Raw genomic sequence first — 15,661 nt, forward strand, 5'->3', positions numbered from 1 at the left:
GCGTTCGGGTCCCGGGGCGTCGATCAGCCCTCGCGACGGAGCCGCTCGACCACGAACGACCGGTCGAGTTCGCCGAGGAACTCGCCGAGGCGCGGGCCCTGCGTCTTGTCGAAGAACAGGCGGTAACCCGCGGCGAACAGGTCGCTGGTCCCCAGGCCGTGGGCCTCGGCGAGTTCGTAGATCTCGCCCTGAATCGCCTCGCCGCCGTGGCCCGCGGCGACGAAGTCGGCGAGGTCGTCGAGCGCCGCCGCCTCGTCGTCGTCGAGGTCCACGTCCGGCAGGTCGGGCTGGAGCCGGTAGTTGTAGGCGTTGTCACACCGCTCGGCCCAGGAGCGGGCCTTCTCGACACGCTCGAGCGCGTTCTCGACGGCGTCGTCGTCGGCGTCCTCGGGGATGTGGCCCTCGTTGCGGGCCATCCGGACGCGCAGGTCGCGGTCCTCGACCATCCCCAGCACCGCCGCGAACGTGTAGGGCAGGCGGATGCGGTCCTCGCGCACCTCCTCCACCACGAACGGGTACGCCCGCTCGGCGAACCGCGTCAGTTCCTCGTCGTCGACATCGCCGAAGTAGGCCCGCTCGAAGCGGTCGAAGTCGTCGACCAGTTGGTCGAGCCGGGAGATGTCGAAGTCCCGGGCCTTGTTCGGGTCGAGCGCGAAGAAGTACCGCAGCACCTCGGGTTCGAGCAGGTCGAGCACCTCCGGGACGGTGACGACGTTCCCCTCGGAGGAGGAGAGCGGCTCGCCGTTGAGCGTGAACCACTCGTAGGTCATCGGCACCGGGGGCTCGATCCCGAGGACGTTCCGGGCGATGTCCTCGCCGGAGGGCCACGAGCCCTCGGCGTGATCCTTGCCGAACGGCTCGAAGTCGACGCCGAGCAGGCTCCACTGCGCGGGCCACTCGAAGCGCCAGGAGAGCTTGCCATCCCGCAGCGTCGCCTCGCCGTGGTGGCCACAGCCCTCGATCTCGCGATCGCCCGCGGTGATCCCCGTACACTCGTACTCGACGAGCCCCGCGTCCAGATCCGTGACGGCCACCTCGGTGGTGACGATGCCACACTCCTCGCAGACGACGCGGAACGGGGAGTAGGTCTCGTCGACGGAGTCCTGGTACGCCGAGAGCACCTCCCGCGCCGTGTCGACGTTCTCGAGGATCGTCCTGATCTCGGGCTCGAACTCGCCGGTCTCGTAGAGTTCGGTGTTCGAAAGCACTTCGACGGGCACGTCGACCATGTCGGCAGCCTGCGAAAGGAGGTCCGCGAAGTGTTCGCCGTAGGACTCGTGGCAGTCGCCGAAGGGATCCGGAATCGCGGTGTAGGGCTTGCCGAGGTTCTTCCCCAGCGCGCCGGCGTCGACCGCGCCGAGTTCGACGACGTTCCAGTCGGCGTCGGCGAGCCGTCGCGGGAGTTTCCGCAGCGGGTCGCGGTCGTCGGAGGTGAACACCTGCCGGACCTCGTGCCCGCGCTCGCGGAGCACTTCGGCGACGAAGTGGCCCCGGATGATCTCGTTGAAGTGACCAAGGTGGGGGATCCCCGAGGGGGAGACGCCGCCCTTGATCACGATCGGATCGTCGGGGTCGCGGGCCTCGATCTCGTCGGCGACCGCGTCGGCCCAGAACGCGTGGAACTCGTCCTCGCCGCCGCCCTCGCCGGCGTCGCTGCCGGCGGTCGGCCCGGAGGAAGGGCCGACGGCGTCGGCGTCCTGGTCGGGGGTCCGTTCGCTACTCATGCTGGGTCCAGTAGGTGGGTACGTCCGTCTCGCCGGTGGGGACGATGTCGGTGCCGGTGTGGTCGCCGCGCAGGACGGCGTCGACGACGGCCTGGGGGTCGGTGCCGTCGAGGACGATCGTGCGCAGCGAGGAGCGCTGGATGAGTTTCGCCGCCAGCAGGTCGACCGGGGCGGAGGCGCCGGCGCCACGCTCCATCGGCGCGATCACTTCGACCAGTTCGCTGGGGGTGAGCTGGCCGTACTGTTCGGCGTCGTCGTCCTCCTCGGGGTCGGCGCTGTAGACGCCGTCGGCGCTGGTCGCGAACACCAGCAGTTCGGCGTCGACGTACTCGGCGAGCGCTGCGGCGACGGCGTCGGTGGTCTGGCCGGGCGTGATCCCGCCCATGACGGTCGTGTCGCCCCGCCGGATGGCTTCGCCCGCCTCGTCGTAACTGGTCGCGGGCGTCCGCTGGACGCCGTGCCCCATCGCCGCGATGAGCAGCCGGGCGTTGAGCCGCGTGACGCCGATCCCCAACTCGTCGAGTTGGAACTCGTTGGCCGCCAACTCGCGGGCGGCGCCGATGTACTGTCTCGCGACGGTCCCCCCGCCGACGACCGCGCCCAGCTCACAGCCCTCCGACGAGAGCGTCTGCAGGGCGTCGGCGAACCCTTCGACGCGCTCGGGGTCGAGCCCGGGCGCGAGCACGCTACCCCCGATAGAGACGACGACTCGCATTAGGTGAGGTTCCGGCGGTGGCGCTCTTAAGGGCGGTGGTCGGGCGTCGCCGCGAGAAAAGGCCTAAGCCCGTCCCCCTCCGCCTCACAGGTATGCAGAGTCTCTCCATCGTCGGTCCCGGCGCCGCCGAGGTTCGGGACGCGGTCGCCGCCCGTCTCGACGGCCGGGTCGCCACCGTCGGCCGAACCGAGTCGGTCGACGACGCCCCGAACGACGCCGACGGCCGGTTCGAACTGAGCGAGAACGGCGACTGGACTGGCTCGGGCGACGATCGCTCCTTCGCGAACCTGCTCGCCGATCTCGCGGCCGAGTACGACTACGCCGTGATCTCCGGGTTCTCCAAACTCCGGCTCCCGACGGTCGTGATCGGCGACGCGGAGGTACCGGGCGACGTGCTCCGGCGAGTCGCCGACGCGAGCGACCTCGATCCCGGCGACCTCGCCGCCGAACTCGCCGAACTCGACCCCTACGTCACCCTGGAGGCGCTCGTCGCGGAAGCCAAACGGTCGCCGCTCGCGGAGCGTTCGGGCGCCATCGCGACGTTCACCGGACGGGTGCGGGCGAAGGACGCCGAGGACGACAGCCGCACGACCCACCTCAAGTTCGAGAAGTACGAGGGCGTCGCCGAGCAGCGGATGGCCGACATCGCCGCCGAACTCGAGGAGCGCGAGGGCGTCTTCGAGGTGCTCTTCCACCACCGGACCGGCGTCGTCGTCGACGGCGAGGACATCGTGTTCGTCGTCGTGCTTGCGGGCCACCGCCGCGAGGCGTTCCGGACGGTCGAGGACGGGATCGACCGGCTGAAAGACGAGGTGCCGCTGTTCAAGAAGGAGACGACTGAGGACGAGGAGTTCTGGGTCCACGACCGCGCGTGAGGCCGCCCCGGGGCACCGAGCGCGCTTGCGCCCCGGTTTCGACGCTCGGACCTGGATCCCTCTCCCGCCCGGGGATAGGACGATATTACCGGCTCAAAACTGTTTGTAAAACGTCTCGGCGATTTTCATGCGCTCGTTAACGATACGTTTCACGCCGATTTCACGCCTCAATCCGTCTGAAACGGTTCGAATTCCGGCGGACGGTCTGGAATTTATATCCCCCCAAAGGTCGTGGGCCTGAGTGAGGCGAACACCAATGAGCGCAACCCGGAATCCCTCCACCGACGGCGTGACCGCGACCGACGATCTCTCGAAAGAGGAGCGCCTCACGCGCTACCTCCGCGAGAAGGCCGAGGACGGCGAGATGTACTTCAAGTCGAAGTTCATCGCCGACGACGTCGACCTCTCGCCCAAGGAGATCGGCGCGCTGATGGTGAAGCTCAGCGACGCCGCCTCCGACCTCGAGGTCGAGAAGTGGTCGTACACGAGCGCGACCACGTGGCGCGTCGAGACGGCCTGACCGATCCGTACAGTCTCGATACCCACGCCGCCGGGCGACGCGACGCCGGCGGTCCCCACTGACAGTCGCCGAACGCCCTCCGTTCGGTTCCCTCTTCTCCCGTACCAAGCCTTATGCGCGAGCGTCGGTAATCGCGATTGATGGCAGATAGGTCCGGGTCCGAGGAGGTCCCCCGCCCGGAGGCGCTCGAGACGTGGTTCCACCTGACGGCGGTCCGACGAGACGGCGAGCGGATCCGCTACCACGGCGAGTCACTGGTCCCGCGCTCCCGGCTCGCCGAGGAGCTGCGGCCCGCCTTCGAGGCGGCGGGGTACGACCTCCGGTTCTCGGTCGACGAGGCGGGCAACGACGTACTGATCGCTCGCCCCTTCGGCGCATCTACGACTTCCGAGACGAACCCCACCACCAACGTCGCGCTGCTGTTCGCGACGATCGTGTCGACGATGTTCGTGGGCGCGACCGTCTGGTACTACATCCCGCTCTCGGCGATCGCCGAGAACCCGCTCCGCGTGCTGGAGGCGTGGCCGTTCACCGCCGCGGTGCTGGGCGTGCTGTTGACCCACGAGATGGGCCACTACGTCGCCGGGCGCCGGCACGGCGTCGACGTGAGCCTCCCCTACGTGATCCCGTTCTACATCCCCTTCGGCACGATGGGCGCGGTGATCCGGATGCGGAGCCGGATCCCCGACCGCGAGGCGCTGTTGGACATCGGTGCCGCCGGCCCGCTGGCTGGGCTGTTCGCGACGGTCGTCGTCACCGCCATCGGCGTCTCGCTGGACCCGATGTCGGTCCCCCAGCGCGTGCTGGCGGGAAGCGGTGAGGCGATCATCTTCCACAATCCACCACTGCTGACCCTGATCGCCGACCTGCTGGGGCAGCCGACCACCTACGGCGACCCCACGAAGGCGGTTCACCCCGTCGTGATGGGCGGCTGGATCGGGATGTTCTTCACCGTCTTGAACCTGCTCCCGGTCGGCCAACTCGACGGCGGCCACATCACGCGGGCGCTGCTGGGTCGGCGCCAGGAGACCGTCGCGGCGCTGGTCCCCGGCGCCCTGTTCGCGCTCGCGGGCTACCTCTGGTACGTCCGCGACATGGGGATGCAGAACTCGGTCGGCCTCTGGATCCTCTGGGGGTTCATCACCCTGCTCGTCTCCTTCGGCGGCTCCGCGGACCCCGTCGACGAGACGCCGCTGGGCTGGAAGCGCACCCTCGTGGCCGCGCTGACGTTCGGGCTCGGGGCGCTCTGTTTCCTCCCGGTCCCGATCGAGATCGCGACCGTCTGAGCCGGCGGCCGCCGATCACTCCCCGAACCTCAGTGCTCGCCGTGCGTGTACCCTCGGTCCGGTAGCGCATCGCCGTCCGCGACCACGCCGCTCTCGGTCGCCTCGCCGATCACCGTCGCGTCGGTGCCGGTCGCCTCGACGGCCGCCACCGCGGCGGCGGGATCGGGCGTCGTGAACACGAGTTCGAAGTCCTCGCCGACGTGGGCGGCACACTCCCGGCGGTCGGCCTCGTCGTCGGCGACGGCGTCGACGGCCGGGTGGACCGGGAGCCGGTCCCACTCGATCTCGAACCCGCAGTCGCTCGCTTCGGCCAACTGGTGGAGCGAGCGCGCGAGCCCGTCGCTGGAGTCCATCATGGCGCTCGTGTGCCCCCGGAGCGCGCGGCCGGCGGCGACGCGGGGCGTGAACCGGAACAGGTCGTTCCCGGCTTCGGCGTCGTCCGCTGCGAACTTCCGGAGCCCGGCCGCCGTCCGGCCGAGTTCGCCCGTCACGCAGACCGCGTCTCCCGGGGCCGCGCCGTCCCGGTAGATCGGGTCCTCGACGTGGCCGACGGCGGTCGTGGCGGTCGTGAACTCCGTGTGCTCGTCCAGATCACCGCCGACGTACTCGGCGTCGACGCGCTCGCAGACCTCGCTCGCGCCCCGGACGAACGCCGAGAGTTCGGCCTCCTCGAACGCGGGGGCGGCGTAGACCGCGACCGCACAGGTCGCGTCGGCGCCCATCGCCGCGAGATCGGAGAGCGACGCGCCGACCGCCCGCCAGCCGGCGGTCTCGCGGGTCGTTCCCGCGGGGAAGTCGGAGCGCTCGTGGAGCATGTCGGTCGTGATCGCGAGGTCGCCGACGACCGCGGCGTCGTCGCCGGCGCCGGGGAGGGCGGTCGACAGCATCGCCAGCGCGCTTCGCTCGTCCATACGCCCGGGTGGTCGTGAGCGCCGATAAAGGGCCGGCGTCGATGGCCGTCATCGGAGGCTTGAAACGCGCGCCGGGAGTTTCCAGACGCATGGAAACCGACCAGCTCAAGACGACCCTGGTTGGCTTCGTCGCGGCGATCACCGTGCTCGCGGTGTTGCTCTACTTCGTTGGCGTCGGCGACCTGCTCCGAACCCTCCGCGACGCCGACACCTCGACCGTGGGGCTGGTCGTCGTGGTCACCGTCGGCTGGCTGTTCGCGTGGGGGATGGCGCTGCACATCGTCCTCGACGTGCTCGGAACGGCCGTCTCACCGCTCAAGACGTTCCTCGTGTTCGCGGGCGCGACGTTCAACAACAACGTCACCCCCTTCGGACAGGCCGGGGGCGAACCCGTCACCGCGCTGCTGATCTCCGAGGTGACAGACACCGAGTACGGCACCGGACTGGCCGCCATCGCGAGCGTCGACACGCTCAACTTCGTCCCCTCGATCACGCTGGCGCTGCTGGGAATGGGCTACTTCGCGACCGAGACGACGTTCAACACGCGGCTGGAGTCCGCGGCGGTCGTCGTCGTCGGCCTCACCGTCGCGGTCGTCGGCGCCCTCGCCTTCGCGTGGCGGAACCACGAGCGCGTCCAGGCGGCCGTCGTGACCGCCGCTGCCCGCGTCTCGCGGGTCGCCGGCGAGTACGTTCCGCGCGCGACCGACCCGGGACGGGACGCCATCGAGCGCCGCGTCGGCCACTTCTTCGCGGCCATCGAACGGGTCGCGACCAGCCCGCGGGGGCTCGCGCTCGCGCTGGGGTTCTCCGCGCTGGGCTGGTTCCTCCAGATGTCGGGGCTCTGGCTGGCGTTCCAGGCCATCGGCGTCCCGGTGAGCCTGCCGGTGGTGATGTTCGTCGTCCCCATCGGCGCCATCGCGGGGATGACGCCGCTGCCCGGCGGCGCCGGCGGGATCGAGGCGGTGCTCGTCTTCCTGCTCGTGGCGGCGCCGCTGCCGGCGGTGACGGAGTCGGTCGCGCTCGCGGCGGTGGTGATCTACCGCGGCGCGGTGTTCTGGGTGCCGATCGCGATCGGCGGCGTGGTGATGGGGACCGTCGGGGCGGGCGCCCGTGCCGGCGCCTGACACGCCGCGTGGACACCGATACGATGGGTTTATCCGGAACAGGAAAGAATTCCTCCCTATGGTAACCCTCTACGACGTTCCGGCAGAGGACCTCCTCGAGGCCCTCGCCGAGGAGCTCGACGGCCGCATCGAGGAACCCGACTGGGTGGAGTTCACCAAGACCGGCGTCGACCGTGAACTCCCGCCCCAGCAGGAGGACTTCTGGCAGGTCCGTACGGCCAGCCTCCTGCGGAAGGTGGCGATCCGCGGTCCCGTCGGCGTCGAGCGACTCGCGACGGAGTACGGCGGCTCGAAGAAGGGGACGACGCGTTACCGCGTCTCCGGCAACGAACACACCGGCGGCTCCCGGAAGATCATCCGGGTCGCGCTCCAGCAGCTCGAGGAGGAGGGCCTCGTGGAGACGGCCAAGGGTGAGGGTCGACGCGTGACCGACGAGGGCCAGAGCCTGCTCGACACCGTCGCGGGCGAGACGCTCGAGGACCTCGACCGGCCGGAGCTCCAGAAGTACGCCTGAGGACGCCGCAACCGTTTTGCGCGGAGAGCAGTAATACACGCCCATGAGTGGTAACCCCGACGAGGACCGGATCGAACAGCTTCGCCAGGAGCGACTCGAAGAGCTACAGGACCAGGCCGGCGACGAGGAGGCCCAGCAGGCCGCACAGGAGCAACAGGAGCGCGCGAAGGCCCAGCAGGACGCGCTGCTGAAGCAGTACCTCACCGACGACGCCCGTCAGCGGCTCAACGCCGTCGAGATGAGCAAGCCCGAGTTCGCGGAGAAGGTCAAACAGCAGGTGACCGCGCTGGCCCAGAGCGGGCGCCTCCAGGGGAAGATCGACGAGGACCGGATGAAGGAGATCCTCCGCGAGCTGAAGCCCGACGAGAAGAGCTTCGACATCCGCCGGCGCTGATGGAACTGGCGCTTCTCTACAGCGGCGGCAAGGACTCCTCGCTCGCGGCGCTGACGCTCGATCGCTTCTACGACGTGACGCTCGTGACCGCCCACTTCGGCGTCACCGAGGAGTTCGAGAACGCCCGCAGCGCCGCCGACGCGCTGGGGTTCCCCTTCGACACGGTCGAACTCGACCGCGAGGTCGCCGAGGAGGCCGTCGACCGCATGCTCGAGGACGGTTACCCCCGCAACGGGATCCAGCGCGTCCACGAGCACGCGCTCGAAGTCGTCGCCGAACGCGACGTGGTCGCCGTCGCCGACGGCACCCGTCGTGACGACCGCGTTCCGACCGTCTCACGCGCGACCGCCCAGAGCCTCGAGGACCGCCACGGGATCGACTACCTCTCGCCGCTGGCGGGGTTCGGCCGCGGCGCCGTCGACCGACTGGTCGAACGGGAACTCGACGTGGAGACCGGGCCGAGCGAGGAGATCGCCCGCGCCGACTACGAGGGCGAGCTCCGGGAGCTCATCCGCGAGCGCGGCGGCGAGGAGGCCGTCGCGACCGTGTTCCCCGAGCACGATCAGACGATCGTCCGCGGACTGGCCTAACACAGGATTCAAGCGCCGGCGCCCGGAACGCTGGGTCATGTACGACCGGCTGAAGGGGTTCAAGGACTTCTACCCCGACGAGATGGCCGCCAGGCGCGCGGTCATCGACACGACCGAGGGGGTTGCTCGCCGCTACGGGTTCCGGGAGATCGCCACGCCCGCGCTGGAGGACGTCCAGATGTACGTCGACAAGTCCGGCGAGGGGATCGTCGACGAACTGTACAACTTCACCGACAAGGGTGGTCGGGAGGTGTCGCTCACCCCCGAACTGACGCCGACGGTCGCGCGGATGGTCGTCGCCAAACAGCAGGCGCTCTCGAAGCCGATCAAGTGGTTCTCGACGCGTCCGTTCTGGCGCTACGAGCAGGTCCAGCAGGGCCGCTTCCGGGAGTTCTACCAGACGAACGTCGACATCTTCGGCTCCGAGGCGCCCGAGGCCGACGCGGAGATCCTCGCCTTCGCGGGCGACATGCTGACCGAACTCGGCCTGCCCGCCTCGGAGTTCGAGTTCCGGGTCTCCCACCGGGACATCCTCGGCGAACTCCTGCGTTCCTTCGACGAGGACGTCGACGTGCAGGCGGCGATCCGGGCGGTCGACAAGAGCGAGAAGGTCGACCGTGCCGAGTACCTCGGGCTGCTGGCCGACGCCGGCCTCTCCATCGAGGACGCCGAGGCGTTCGACGACCTGCTCGCGGCCGGGAACGGGGACCTGGACGCGCTGCTGGCCGAGGTCGACCGGCCGAAACTCACCGCCGCCGTCGAGAACCTGCAGGCGGTGCTCGACGCGACCGAGGACTTCGGCGTCCGGGAGCACTGTGAGGTCTCCCTCCGGACGGCGCGGGGGCTCGACTACTACACCGGCGTCGTCTTCGAGTGCTTCGACACCGAGGACCGCGTCTCCCGGGCCATCTTCGGCGGCGGCCGCTACGACGACCTGATCGAGTCCTTCGGCGGCAAGCCCACCCCCGCCGTGGGCGTCGCGCCGGGCGTGATGAACTCGACGCTGCCGCTGCTGCTCCAGGAGGCGGGCGTCTTCCCCGACGAGGAGATCTCGACTGACTACTACGTCCTCACGGTCGGCGACACCCGCGAAGTCGCCGCCCGGATCGCCCGGGAGCTCCGGGCGGGGGGGAACGTCGTCGAGACCGACGTGTCCGACCGGAGCTTCGGCGCCCAGATGGGCTACGCCGACTCGATCAACGCCGAGACCGTCGTGATCGTCGGCGAGCAGGACCTCGCGAACGACGAGGTGACGATCAAGGAGATGGAAAGCGGCGACCAAACCACCGTCCCCGTCGACGACTTCCCCGGCGATCGCGAACAGCCACGCTACGAGGACGTCGCGTAGGCGCCGCTGTTCGTCGGCGAACAGGTGACGGATCGCTCCGCGCGGGGGTCGTCACGCTTCCGCCTCGTACCCCGCGCGGTTGTGGTCAGCGCACGCAGGGGCTGGTCACGCCATCCTACGTGAACTCGGCCCCCAGAGTTATGCCCCCGCGAGATCCATCTCCGTGCATGTCTAACACACTGCCTGCGCTGTCGCTGGCGTTACTCCAACTCCCGATCCCGGAGGGGCCGATCGGACAGGCACTGGTGTTGCTGCTCGTCATCGCCGTCGTCATCGTCGTCGGTCGGGTGGTCCTCAGTATCGCCTGGAAGCTCGTGCTGATCGCGTCGGTGATACTCGGTGCGCTCTGGATCGTGACGACGTTCCTGGGCTGACCCCGCCGTCGTCACTCCAGCGCGCCGTCGAGGAAGTTGCCGATCACGTCGTGACCCACCGCGGTCAGCACCGACTCGGGGTGGAACTGCACGCACTCGATGGGGTGCTCGCGGTGGCGGACGCCCATCACCAGTTCTGCCGCCTCGTCGTCGCCGTTCTCGGGGACGTCGACGGTCGTCGCCGTCACCTCGAACTCGTCGGGGACCTCGGTGGCGACCAGCGAGTGGTACCGTCCGGCCTGGAACCCCTGTTCGAGGCCGGCGTAGACGCCCTCGCCGTCGTGTTCGACCGGGAACGCCTTCCCGTGGATCGGTCGCGGGGCGTGGCCCACTTCGCCGCCGTACTCGTAGACGGCGGCTTCGAGGCCGAGGCAGACCCCGAGCGTTGGAACCTCGGGGCTGACCTCGCGGAGCACGTCCATCGTCAGCCCCACGTCGCGCTCGTTCTCCGGGTGGCCCGGGCCGGGGCTGATGACGACGGCGTCGGGGCCGATCTCCCGCACGTCGTCGATCGAGGCCGTGTTTCGCAGGACCTCCACGTTCGCGCCGGGCGCACCCTCGCCGACGTACTCCACGAGGTTGTACGTGAACGAGTCGAAGTTGTCGACGAACAGGACCGTCGGCGCCTCGGCCTCGTCGGTACTCGGGGTGCTCATACGTCACCTCCCTCGATCCGCTCCAGCGCGTCCAGCACGCCGCGGACCTTCTGTTCGGTCTCCTCGTACTCGCTTTCGGGGTCGCTGTCGGCGACGACGCCCGCGCCAGCGCGGACCCGAACCGCGTCCGGCTCGTCGCCGTCGCCGTGTTCGACGGTCGCGGTCCGAATCACGATCGCCGTGTCGGCGTCGCCGGTCCACGAGAAGTAGCCGACGCCGCCGCCGTAGACGCCGCGCGGCTCGACTTCGAGCTCGTCGAGGAGCTCCATCGCCCGGACTTTCGGTGCGCCCGTGAGCGTCCCGGCGGGGAACGCCGCCCGCGTGGCGTCGAAGCCGTCGAAATCAGGCGCGAGCCGCCCGGTGACGGTCGACTCGATGTGCTGGACGTGGCTGTACTTGAGCACGTTCATGAACTCCTCGACGCGCACGCTGCCCTGCCGGGAGACTTGGCGCACGTCGTTCCTGGCGAGGTCGACCAGCATCGTGTGCTCGGCGCGCTCCTTGTCGTCGGCCAGCAGTTCGCCCGCGAGGCGGCGGTCCTCGACGGGGCTGGCGCCGCGGGCGCAGGTGCCCGCGATGGGGTTCGAGACGACGCGTTCGCCCGTGACCGAGACCAGCGTCTCGGGACTGGCGCCGACGACCGAGCGGTCGCCGAAGGAGAGCAGGTACATGTACGGCGAGGGGTTCACCTCGCGCAGCGACTCGTAGAGCCCCAGCGCGTCGAGATCGCCCTCGATCTCGTGGCTGCGGGAGACGACGCCCTGGTACACGTCGCCGTCGAGGACGTGCTCCTGCATCTCGGCGACGGCCCCCTCGTAGTCCTCGCGGGCGCCCGCACTCTCGCGCTCGCGATCGAACCCGCCCGTCTCCGGCGGCGTCGCGGCCGCGAGGTCGGCGGTAACGGACTCGGCTTCGGCGACCAGTCGGTCGTAGACCGCACCGGCGTCGTCTGCTTCGGCGACGATCGGAGTGACCACCAGTTCCACGGTCCCCTCGCGGTCGTCGAACGCGAGCGTCCGGGTCGTGAGCACGAACTGCGCGTCCGGGACGACCGGGTCGGGCCGCTCGACACCCACTTCGGCGAGGTGGAGGTCGTAGACGGCGTCGTAGGCGAGGAAACCGACGAGGCCACCGTCGAGGCGCTGGCGGTCGCCCGCTTCGAAGCCGACGCGCTCGACCCCCGGGAGCGCGAGTCGCAGGCGGTCGAGCGTGTCCGGGTCGTCGAGTTCCGTGCCGCAGGCGCCCACCTCCTCGCCCGCTTCGGCGTCGATGTCGTCGAGGAAGCGCGCCGCGGGGCCGAACCTTTCGACTTCGGTTCGTTCGGGGTAGACCGAGACCAACGCCTCGGGGTCGTAGCCGACGAAGGAGAAGCGCGCGTGGCGGTCGGCCTCGCCGTCGCCGGCAGCCGGATCGCTGTGGCCGTCCGCGGGGGCGAACGCGCCCGCGGGGTCGCTGGAAGCCACTTTCTCGGCGCTCTCGAGCAGGAACGTGTGGTCGCTCCGCTCGGAGAGCGCGGCGTAGGCCGACAGGGGCTCGGTGTCCACGTCGAGCGTCGCCGTGAGCCGCGCGACTGCGGGTCCGTCGGCGTCGGCGAGGAGTCCCTCGAACTCGCTCCGGGAGTGGTCGAACGCCGGCATCAGGCAGTCCCCGTGTGGGCCGTCCGGGTGGCCTCCCGGACGAACGCGCGCAGGGCGTCGTGGTCCTTCCGCCCCGGTTCGTCGGCGCGCTCGACGCCGCTGGCCACGTCGACGGCGAAGGGCTCGACCGTCCCGACGGCCTCGTGGACGTTCCCGGGGGTCAGTCCCCCGGCGAGCACCAGCGGCGTCGAGAGTTCGTGGCGAAGTTCGCGGGTCGCGGCCCAGTCGTGGGTCTCGCCCGTGCCGCCGGCGCCCTCCTCGGTCAGCGAGTCGACGAGGAGTGCGTCGGCGACGCCGTCGAGGTCGCGGGCGCGCTCGGGTTCGTCGGCGCCGAGGGCGACGATCACGTCGACCCCCGCACGCTCGCGGATCGCTCGGACCTCGTCGGGGGCGAAATCGCCGTGGACCTGGAGCGCGTCCGTGTCGACGCGGGCAGCCACGTCGACGGCATCGTCGACGCTCTCGGGGATGGTGACGGCGACGGTCGTGACGAACGGCGGTACGCTCGTGGCCAGTTCGCGGGCGCGGTCGGGGGACACCTCTCTGGGGGTGTCGACGCCAACGTCCGTGATGAACCCCAGCGCGTCGGCGCCGGCGTCGACCGCGGCGTGAACGTCCGCCTCGGTTCCCAGCCCACAGAGCTTCGTCCGGACCATCACTCGGCCTCGACCCGCTCCCCACAGAGCGCGTCGAACTTCGCGGCGGCGTCGCCGCCGTCGATGGCCTGTGCGGCCCGCTCGACCCCGTCGCGGAGGTCGTCGGCGAGCCCGGCGACGTAGATGGCGGCGCCGGCGTTGGCGAGGATCACGTCGCGTTTGGGGCCGGTCACGTCGCCGGTGACGACCCCGCGGAGGTCCGCGGCGTTCTCCTCGGGCGTGCCGCCGGCGATGGCGTCGACGGGCGCGCTGTCGAGCCCGAGATCCTCGGGGGTGATCGTGTACTCGGTGACCTCCTCCCCCTCGACCTCCGCGACCGTGGTGGGCCCGTGGAGCGCAATCTCGTCCATCCCGTCGCCGTGGACGACCAGCGCGTGGTCGACGGGCATGTGGGTCAGCGCGTTCGCGATCAGCGGGACCAGCTCCTCGCTGTAGACGCCGAGCACCTGCGCGTCGGCGCCCGCGGGGTTGGTCAGCGGCCCGAGCACGTTGAAGATCGTCCGCATCCCGAGCTCCTTCCGCGGGCCGATGACGGCCTTCATCGCGGGGTGGAACACGGGCGCGAGCATGAAGCCGATGTCGTCGCGCTCGATCGCGGCCTCGACGGCCGGCGGTTCGGCCTCCACGTCGGCGCCCGCAACTTCGAGCACGTCGGCGCTCCCCGAGGAGGAGGAGACCGAGTAGTTGCCGTGCTTGGCGACGGCGACGCCCGCGCCGGCGGCGACGATGGCGCTGGTCGTCGAGACGTTGATCGTGCTGTAGTCGTCGCCGCCGGTGCCGCAGGTGTCGACGAGCGGCGCGCCGTCGGGGTCGATCGTGCGCGCGGCGTCGCGCATCCCCTGGGCGAAGCCGGCGATCTCGGCCTCCGTCTCGCCTTTGGCCCGGAGCGCGGACAGCAGCGCGCCGATCTGTGCCTCCGTCGCCTCCTCGAAGACCAGCGTCGCGGCCTCGCGGGCCTCGTCGACGCTCAGGTCCTCGCCGTCTGTCACGCGTCGGATGAGTTCCTGCATGGGTGAGGATCCGAATGTACGGATTGGGTGTATAGTGTACAAATTTGTTCATCGACTTAAGGCTGTCGCGAGACGGCGACACACGGAAGCGGCGCTCAATCCCCCGCCGGAGCCGACTTTCGAAAGGTTCAACTAAGGCCGCGGGGTATCTTTGGTTGCGAGGTAAGCCCCGTCGGGTTGGTAGTCTAGTCCGGTTATGACACCTCCTTGACATGGAGGAGGCCGGCGGTTCAAATCCGCCCCAACCCACTTCCTCAACGTTTCTAGCCCAAGTAGACGGTCGTATCGCCGTCCGTGGGTTTTCCCGAGAAGCCCGGTTTCAGTTCAGACGTTCGGGTCACGGTCTTGTCCGATGACGTCGCCGTGCCACGATTCGGCTACAAGTAGAAACTACTGGTGAGTGCCATACTTTGGGCGGATTTCGGCCCCTCCGATATTGACGAGAGTATTGTTCCCAACGGCGCTTCGGCAGTAGTTACTTGTTGATTGACAGTCTGGTGACGAATAGTGCCTTCCGAGGAAACCTCATCTTCAAGTCTTGAGCAGATTAGTGAAAACGCCGAGTTTGTGGCTGACAGCGCCTTCCGGCTACTCAGACTTGACATGGTTCTTATTGGAATATACATCACCGCCGGTGGGTTCATCACCAGCCTTAACCCGAACTTCCAGCAAGAAATCTGGACGAGTCGGTACATGGCCGGTTGAGTCGTATTACTTCTCATGTCTGTTGTAGCCGGCTATCTCACATACGAATCAGCGAGCCGGATTGCGGCTGTCAATATGTACGACGGCCCACAAGAGGTCTACCAGAGGTACAATAGCACCGGAAGGCTGGTCTTCAACCTTCGATATTCGGTATTGCTTGCCCTTCTATCAGGACTTGGCTTCGGGTTCGGAGTGCTTGACGGTGTTTCCCCTGAAGGTGTCCCCCTTAGCGAGGTATTGACGTTCGTCTACGCACTCATCGTACTGACGACGCTGCCTCTTGTCTCAGCACATTTCGGGCTGCGCATCTTTGAGCGGGTTCGGTCTTTTCCGTAGTTCCGACTAACTCTAAGGTGTCTGTATCGGCGGCGGGATGAGGTCTTTCGGTGCCATGACTCGATGAGGCCGGCAGTTAGTACACCAGCCGACCGGGTTTCAGTATTAGTTGGTAACCCGGCTCGCGAGTTTGCCGGGATTTGGCTGGGAGTAGTCGACCTACACCCGGGTTTCGAGGTCGGAGCCTGCGGCGATGTACCCACACGGCCGAACCCGACGCGCGTGGATACGGGCGAGCGCGTTCGAGAATGGCCCACCGGACAGCCGGCTCTCGAACCCAGTTGTC

At 69.0% G+C, this 15,661-nt stretch carries 18 protein-coding genes and 1 tRNA gene; 12 read left to right on the forward strand and 7 right to left on the reverse strand.

Annotated elements, in window-relative coordinates:
• Positions 1-23: 23 nt before the first annotated feature.
• Together lysS and pyrH are read right to left on the reverse strand one after the other, a co-directional pair.
• On the reverse strand, positions 24-1,724 hold the full coding sequence (lysS, locus tag BMZ83_RS06015) for a lysine--tRNA ligase (protein ID WP_074876663.1): 1,701 nt from the start codon (positions 1,722-1,724) through the stop codon (positions 24-26).
• Complete coding sequence (gene pyrH / locus BMZ83_RS06020) at positions 1,717-2,439, reverse strand: UMP kinase (RefSeq protein WP_074876665.1); 723 nt, start codon at positions 2,437-2,439, stop codon at positions 1,717-1,719. The genes lysS and pyrH overlap by 8 nt, the downstream gene beginning before the upstream one ends.
• Before the next feature lie 92 nt (positions 2,440-2,531).
• Between pyrH and BMZ83_RS06025 the strand changes: the two genes are divergently transcribed.
• The 3 genes from BMZ83_RS06025 to BMZ83_RS06035 all read left to right on the forward strand — a co-directional run bounded on the left by BMZ83_RS06025 (position 2,532) and on the right by BMZ83_RS06035 (position 5,120).
• Positions 2,532-3,314 carry a molybdopterin synthase gene (locus tag BMZ83_RS06025; protein ID WP_074876667.1) on the forward strand — a complete coding sequence of 261 codons (783 nt, stop codon included), beginning with the start codon at positions 2,532-2,534 and terminating at the stop codon, positions 3,312-3,314.
• Between the two features lie 256 nt (positions 3,315-3,570).
• On the forward strand, positions 3,571-3,834 hold the full coding sequence (locus BMZ83_RS06030; RefSeq protein ID WP_049979794.1) for a DUF7123 family protein: 264 nt from the start codon (positions 3,571-3,573) through the stop codon (positions 3,832-3,834).
• Between the two features lie 140 nt (positions 3,835-3,974).
• Entirely contained in the window at positions 3,975-5,120 is a 1,146-nt protein-coding gene (locus BMZ83_RS06035; protein WP_074876669.1) for a site-2 protease family protein, read from the forward strand.
• A gap of 29 nt (positions 5,121-5,149) precedes the next feature.
• Here the strand turns inward: BMZ83_RS06035 and thiL are convergent, their stop codons facing one another.
• A complete protein-coding gene (gene thiL / locus BMZ83_RS06040; RefSeq protein ID WP_074876671.1) occupies positions 5,150-6,031 on the reverse strand; it encodes a thiamine-phosphate kinase in 882 nt (293 codons plus the stop codon).
• An 89-nt stretch (positions 6,032-6,120) separates the two neighbouring features.
• Between thiL and BMZ83_RS06045 the strand changes: the two genes are divergently transcribed.
• From BMZ83_RS06045 to BMZ83_RS06070, 6 genes are all read left to right on the forward strand, one after another.
• On the forward strand, positions 6,121-7,155 hold the full coding sequence (locus BMZ83_RS06045) for a lysylphosphatidylglycerol synthase transmembrane domain-containing protein (RefSeq protein WP_074876673.1): 1,035 nt from the start codon (positions 6,121-6,123) through the stop codon (positions 7,153-7,155).
• 58 nt (positions 7,156-7,213) lie between these two features.
• Positions 7,214-7,669 (forward strand): 30S ribosomal protein S19e, encoded by a 456-nt coding sequence (locus BMZ83_RS06050; RefSeq protein WP_074876675.1) that lies wholly within the window; start codon positions 7,214-7,216, stop codon positions 7,667-7,669.
• A gap of 43 nt (positions 7,670-7,712) precedes the next feature.
• Positions 7,713-8,063: a DNA-binding protein gene (locus tag BMZ83_RS06055; protein ID WP_074876677.1), complete on the forward strand. Its 351-nt coding sequence runs from the start codon at positions 7,713-7,715 to the stop codon at positions 8,061-8,063.
• A complete protein-coding gene (locus BMZ83_RS06060; RefSeq protein ID WP_074876679.1) occupies positions 8,063-8,653 on the forward strand; it encodes a DUF7411 family protein in 591 nt (196 codons plus the stop codon). The genes BMZ83_RS06055 and BMZ83_RS06060 overlap by 1 nt, the downstream gene beginning before the upstream one ends.
• A gap of 37 nt (positions 8,654-8,690) precedes the next feature.
• Positions 8,691-10,001 (forward strand): histidine--tRNA ligase, encoded by a 1,311-nt coding sequence (gene hisS, locus BMZ83_RS06065; RefSeq protein ID WP_074876681.1) that lies wholly within the window; start codon positions 8,691-8,693, stop codon positions 9,999-10,001.
• Positions 10,002-10,168: 167 nt separating this feature from the next.
• Positions 10,169-10,375, forward strand: a complete 207-nt coding sequence (locus BMZ83_RS06070; protein WP_074876683.1) for a hypothetical protein — start codon at positions 10,169-10,171, stop codon at positions 10,373-10,375.
• 11 nt (positions 10,376-10,386) lie between these two features.
• On the opposite strand, the gene trpG is transcribed toward BMZ83_RS06070, so the two are convergent.
• Genes trpG through trpD form a run of 4 tightly spaced genes read right to left on the reverse strand, consistent with a single transcriptional unit; the run spans position 10,387 to position 14,334 of the window.
• Positions 10,387-11,031, reverse strand: a complete 645-nt coding sequence (gene trpG / locus BMZ83_RS06075; protein ID WP_074876685.1) for an anthranilate synthase component II — start codon at positions 11,029-11,031, stop codon at positions 10,387-10,389.
• Positions 11,028-12,668 (reverse strand): anthranilate synthase component I, encoded by a 1,641-nt coding sequence (gene trpE, locus BMZ83_RS06080; RefSeq protein WP_074876687.1) that lies wholly within the window; start codon positions 12,666-12,668, stop codon positions 11,028-11,030. Before trpE ends, trpG begins: the two co-directional genes overlap by 4 nt.
• Positions 12,668-13,324 carry a phosphoribosylanthranilate isomerase gene (locus BMZ83_RS06085; RefSeq protein WP_074876689.1) on the reverse strand — a complete coding sequence of 219 codons (657 nt, stop codon included), beginning with the start codon at positions 13,322-13,324 and terminating at the stop codon, positions 12,668-12,670. Before BMZ83_RS06085 ends, trpE begins: the two co-directional genes overlap by 1 nt.
• A complete protein-coding gene (gene trpD, locus BMZ83_RS06090) occupies positions 13,324-14,334 on the reverse strand; it encodes an anthranilate phosphoribosyltransferase (RefSeq protein ID WP_074876691.1) in 1,011 nt (336 codons plus the stop codon). The genes BMZ83_RS06085 and trpD overlap by 1 nt, the downstream gene beginning before the upstream one ends.
• A 174-nt stretch (positions 14,335-14,508) precedes the next feature.
• On the opposite strand from trpD, the gene BMZ83_RS06095 reads away from it, so the two are divergent.
• The 3 genes from BMZ83_RS06095 to BMZ83_RS16245 all read left to right on the forward strand — a co-directional run bounded on the left by BMZ83_RS06095 (position 14,509) and on the right by BMZ83_RS16245 (position 15,375).
• Positions 14,509-14,583 (forward strand) — tRNA-Val (locus BMZ83_RS06095).
• Between the two features lie 258 nt (positions 14,584-14,841).
• A complete protein-coding gene (locus BMZ83_RS16240; RefSeq protein ID WP_143076902.1) occupies positions 14,842-15,039 on the forward strand; it encodes a hypothetical protein in 198 nt (65 codons plus the stop codon).
• Between the two features lie 75 nt (positions 15,040-15,114).
• Positions 15,115-15,375, forward strand: coding sequence for a hypothetical protein (locus BMZ83_RS16245; RefSeq protein WP_143076903.1), 261 nt, complete (start codon positions 15,115-15,117; stop codon positions 15,373-15,375).
• The last annotated feature ends 286 nt before the right edge of the window (positions 15,376-15,661 follow it).

The organism is Halolamina pelagica, assembly GCF_900115675.1.
Lineage (GTDB): Archaea > Halobacteriota > Halobacteria > Halobacteriales > Haloferacaceae > Halolamina > Halolamina pelagica.

Coding starts and splice junctions, on each gene's coding strand:
- lysS (WP_074876663.1), bottom strand. CDS start 1,724: ATGAGTAGCGAACGGACCCCCGACCAGGACGCCGACGCCGTCGGCCCT.
- pyrH (WP_074876665.1), bottom strand. CDS start 2,439: ATGCGAGTCGTCGTCTCTATCGGGGGTAGCGTGCTCGCGCCCGGGCTC.
- BMZ83_RS06025 (WP_074876667.1), top strand. CDS start 2,532: ATGCAGAGTCTCTCCATCGTCGGTCCCGGCGCCGCCGAGGTTCGGGAC.
- BMZ83_RS06030 (WP_049979794.1), top strand. CDS start 3,571: ATGAGCGCAACCCGGAATCCCTCCACCGACGGCGTGACCGCGACCGAC.
- BMZ83_RS06035 (WP_074876669.1), top strand. CDS start 3,975: ATGGCAGATAGGTCCGGGTCCGAGGAGGTCCCCCGCCCGGAGGCGCTC.
- thiL (WP_074876671.1), bottom strand. CDS start 6,031: ATGGACGAGCGAAGCGCGCTGGCGATGCTGTCGACCGCCCTCCCCGGC.
- BMZ83_RS06045 (WP_074876673.1), top strand. CDS start 6,121: ATGGAAACCGACCAGCTCAAGACGACCCTGGTTGGCTTCGTCGCGGCG.
- BMZ83_RS06050 (WP_074876675.1), top strand. CDS start 7,214: ATGGTAACCCTCTACGACGTTCCGGCAGAGGACCTCCTCGAGGCCCTC.
- BMZ83_RS06055 (WP_074876677.1), top strand. CDS start 7,713: ATGAGTGGTAACCCCGACGAGGACCGGATCGAACAGCTTCGCCAGGAG.
- BMZ83_RS06060 (WP_074876679.1), top strand. CDS start 8,063: ATGGAACTGGCGCTTCTCTACAGCGGCGGCAAGGACTCCTCGCTCGCG.
- hisS (WP_074876681.1), top strand. CDS start 8,691: ATGTACGACCGGCTGAAGGGGTTCAAGGACTTCTACCCCGACGAGATG.
- BMZ83_RS06070 (WP_074876683.1), top strand. CDS start 10,169: ATGTCTAACACACTGCCTGCGCTGTCGCTGGCGTTACTCCAACTCCCG.
- trpG (WP_074876685.1), bottom strand. CDS start 11,031: ATGAGCACCCCGAGTACCGACGAGGCCGAGGCGCCGACGGTCCTGTTC.
- trpE (WP_074876687.1), bottom strand. CDS start 12,668: ATGCCGGCGTTCGACCACTCCCGGAGCGAGTTCGAGGGACTCCTCGCC.
- BMZ83_RS06085 (WP_074876689.1), bottom strand. CDS start 13,324: ATGGTCCGGACGAAGCTCTGTGGGCTGGGAACCGAGGCGGACGTTCAC.
- trpD (WP_074876691.1), bottom strand. CDS start 14,334: ATGCAGGAACTCATCCGACGCGTGACAGACGGCGAGGACCTGAGCGTC.
- BMZ83_RS16245 (WP_143076903.1), top strand. CDS start 15,115: ATGTACGACGGCCCACAAGAGGTCTACCAGAGGTACAATAGCACCGGA.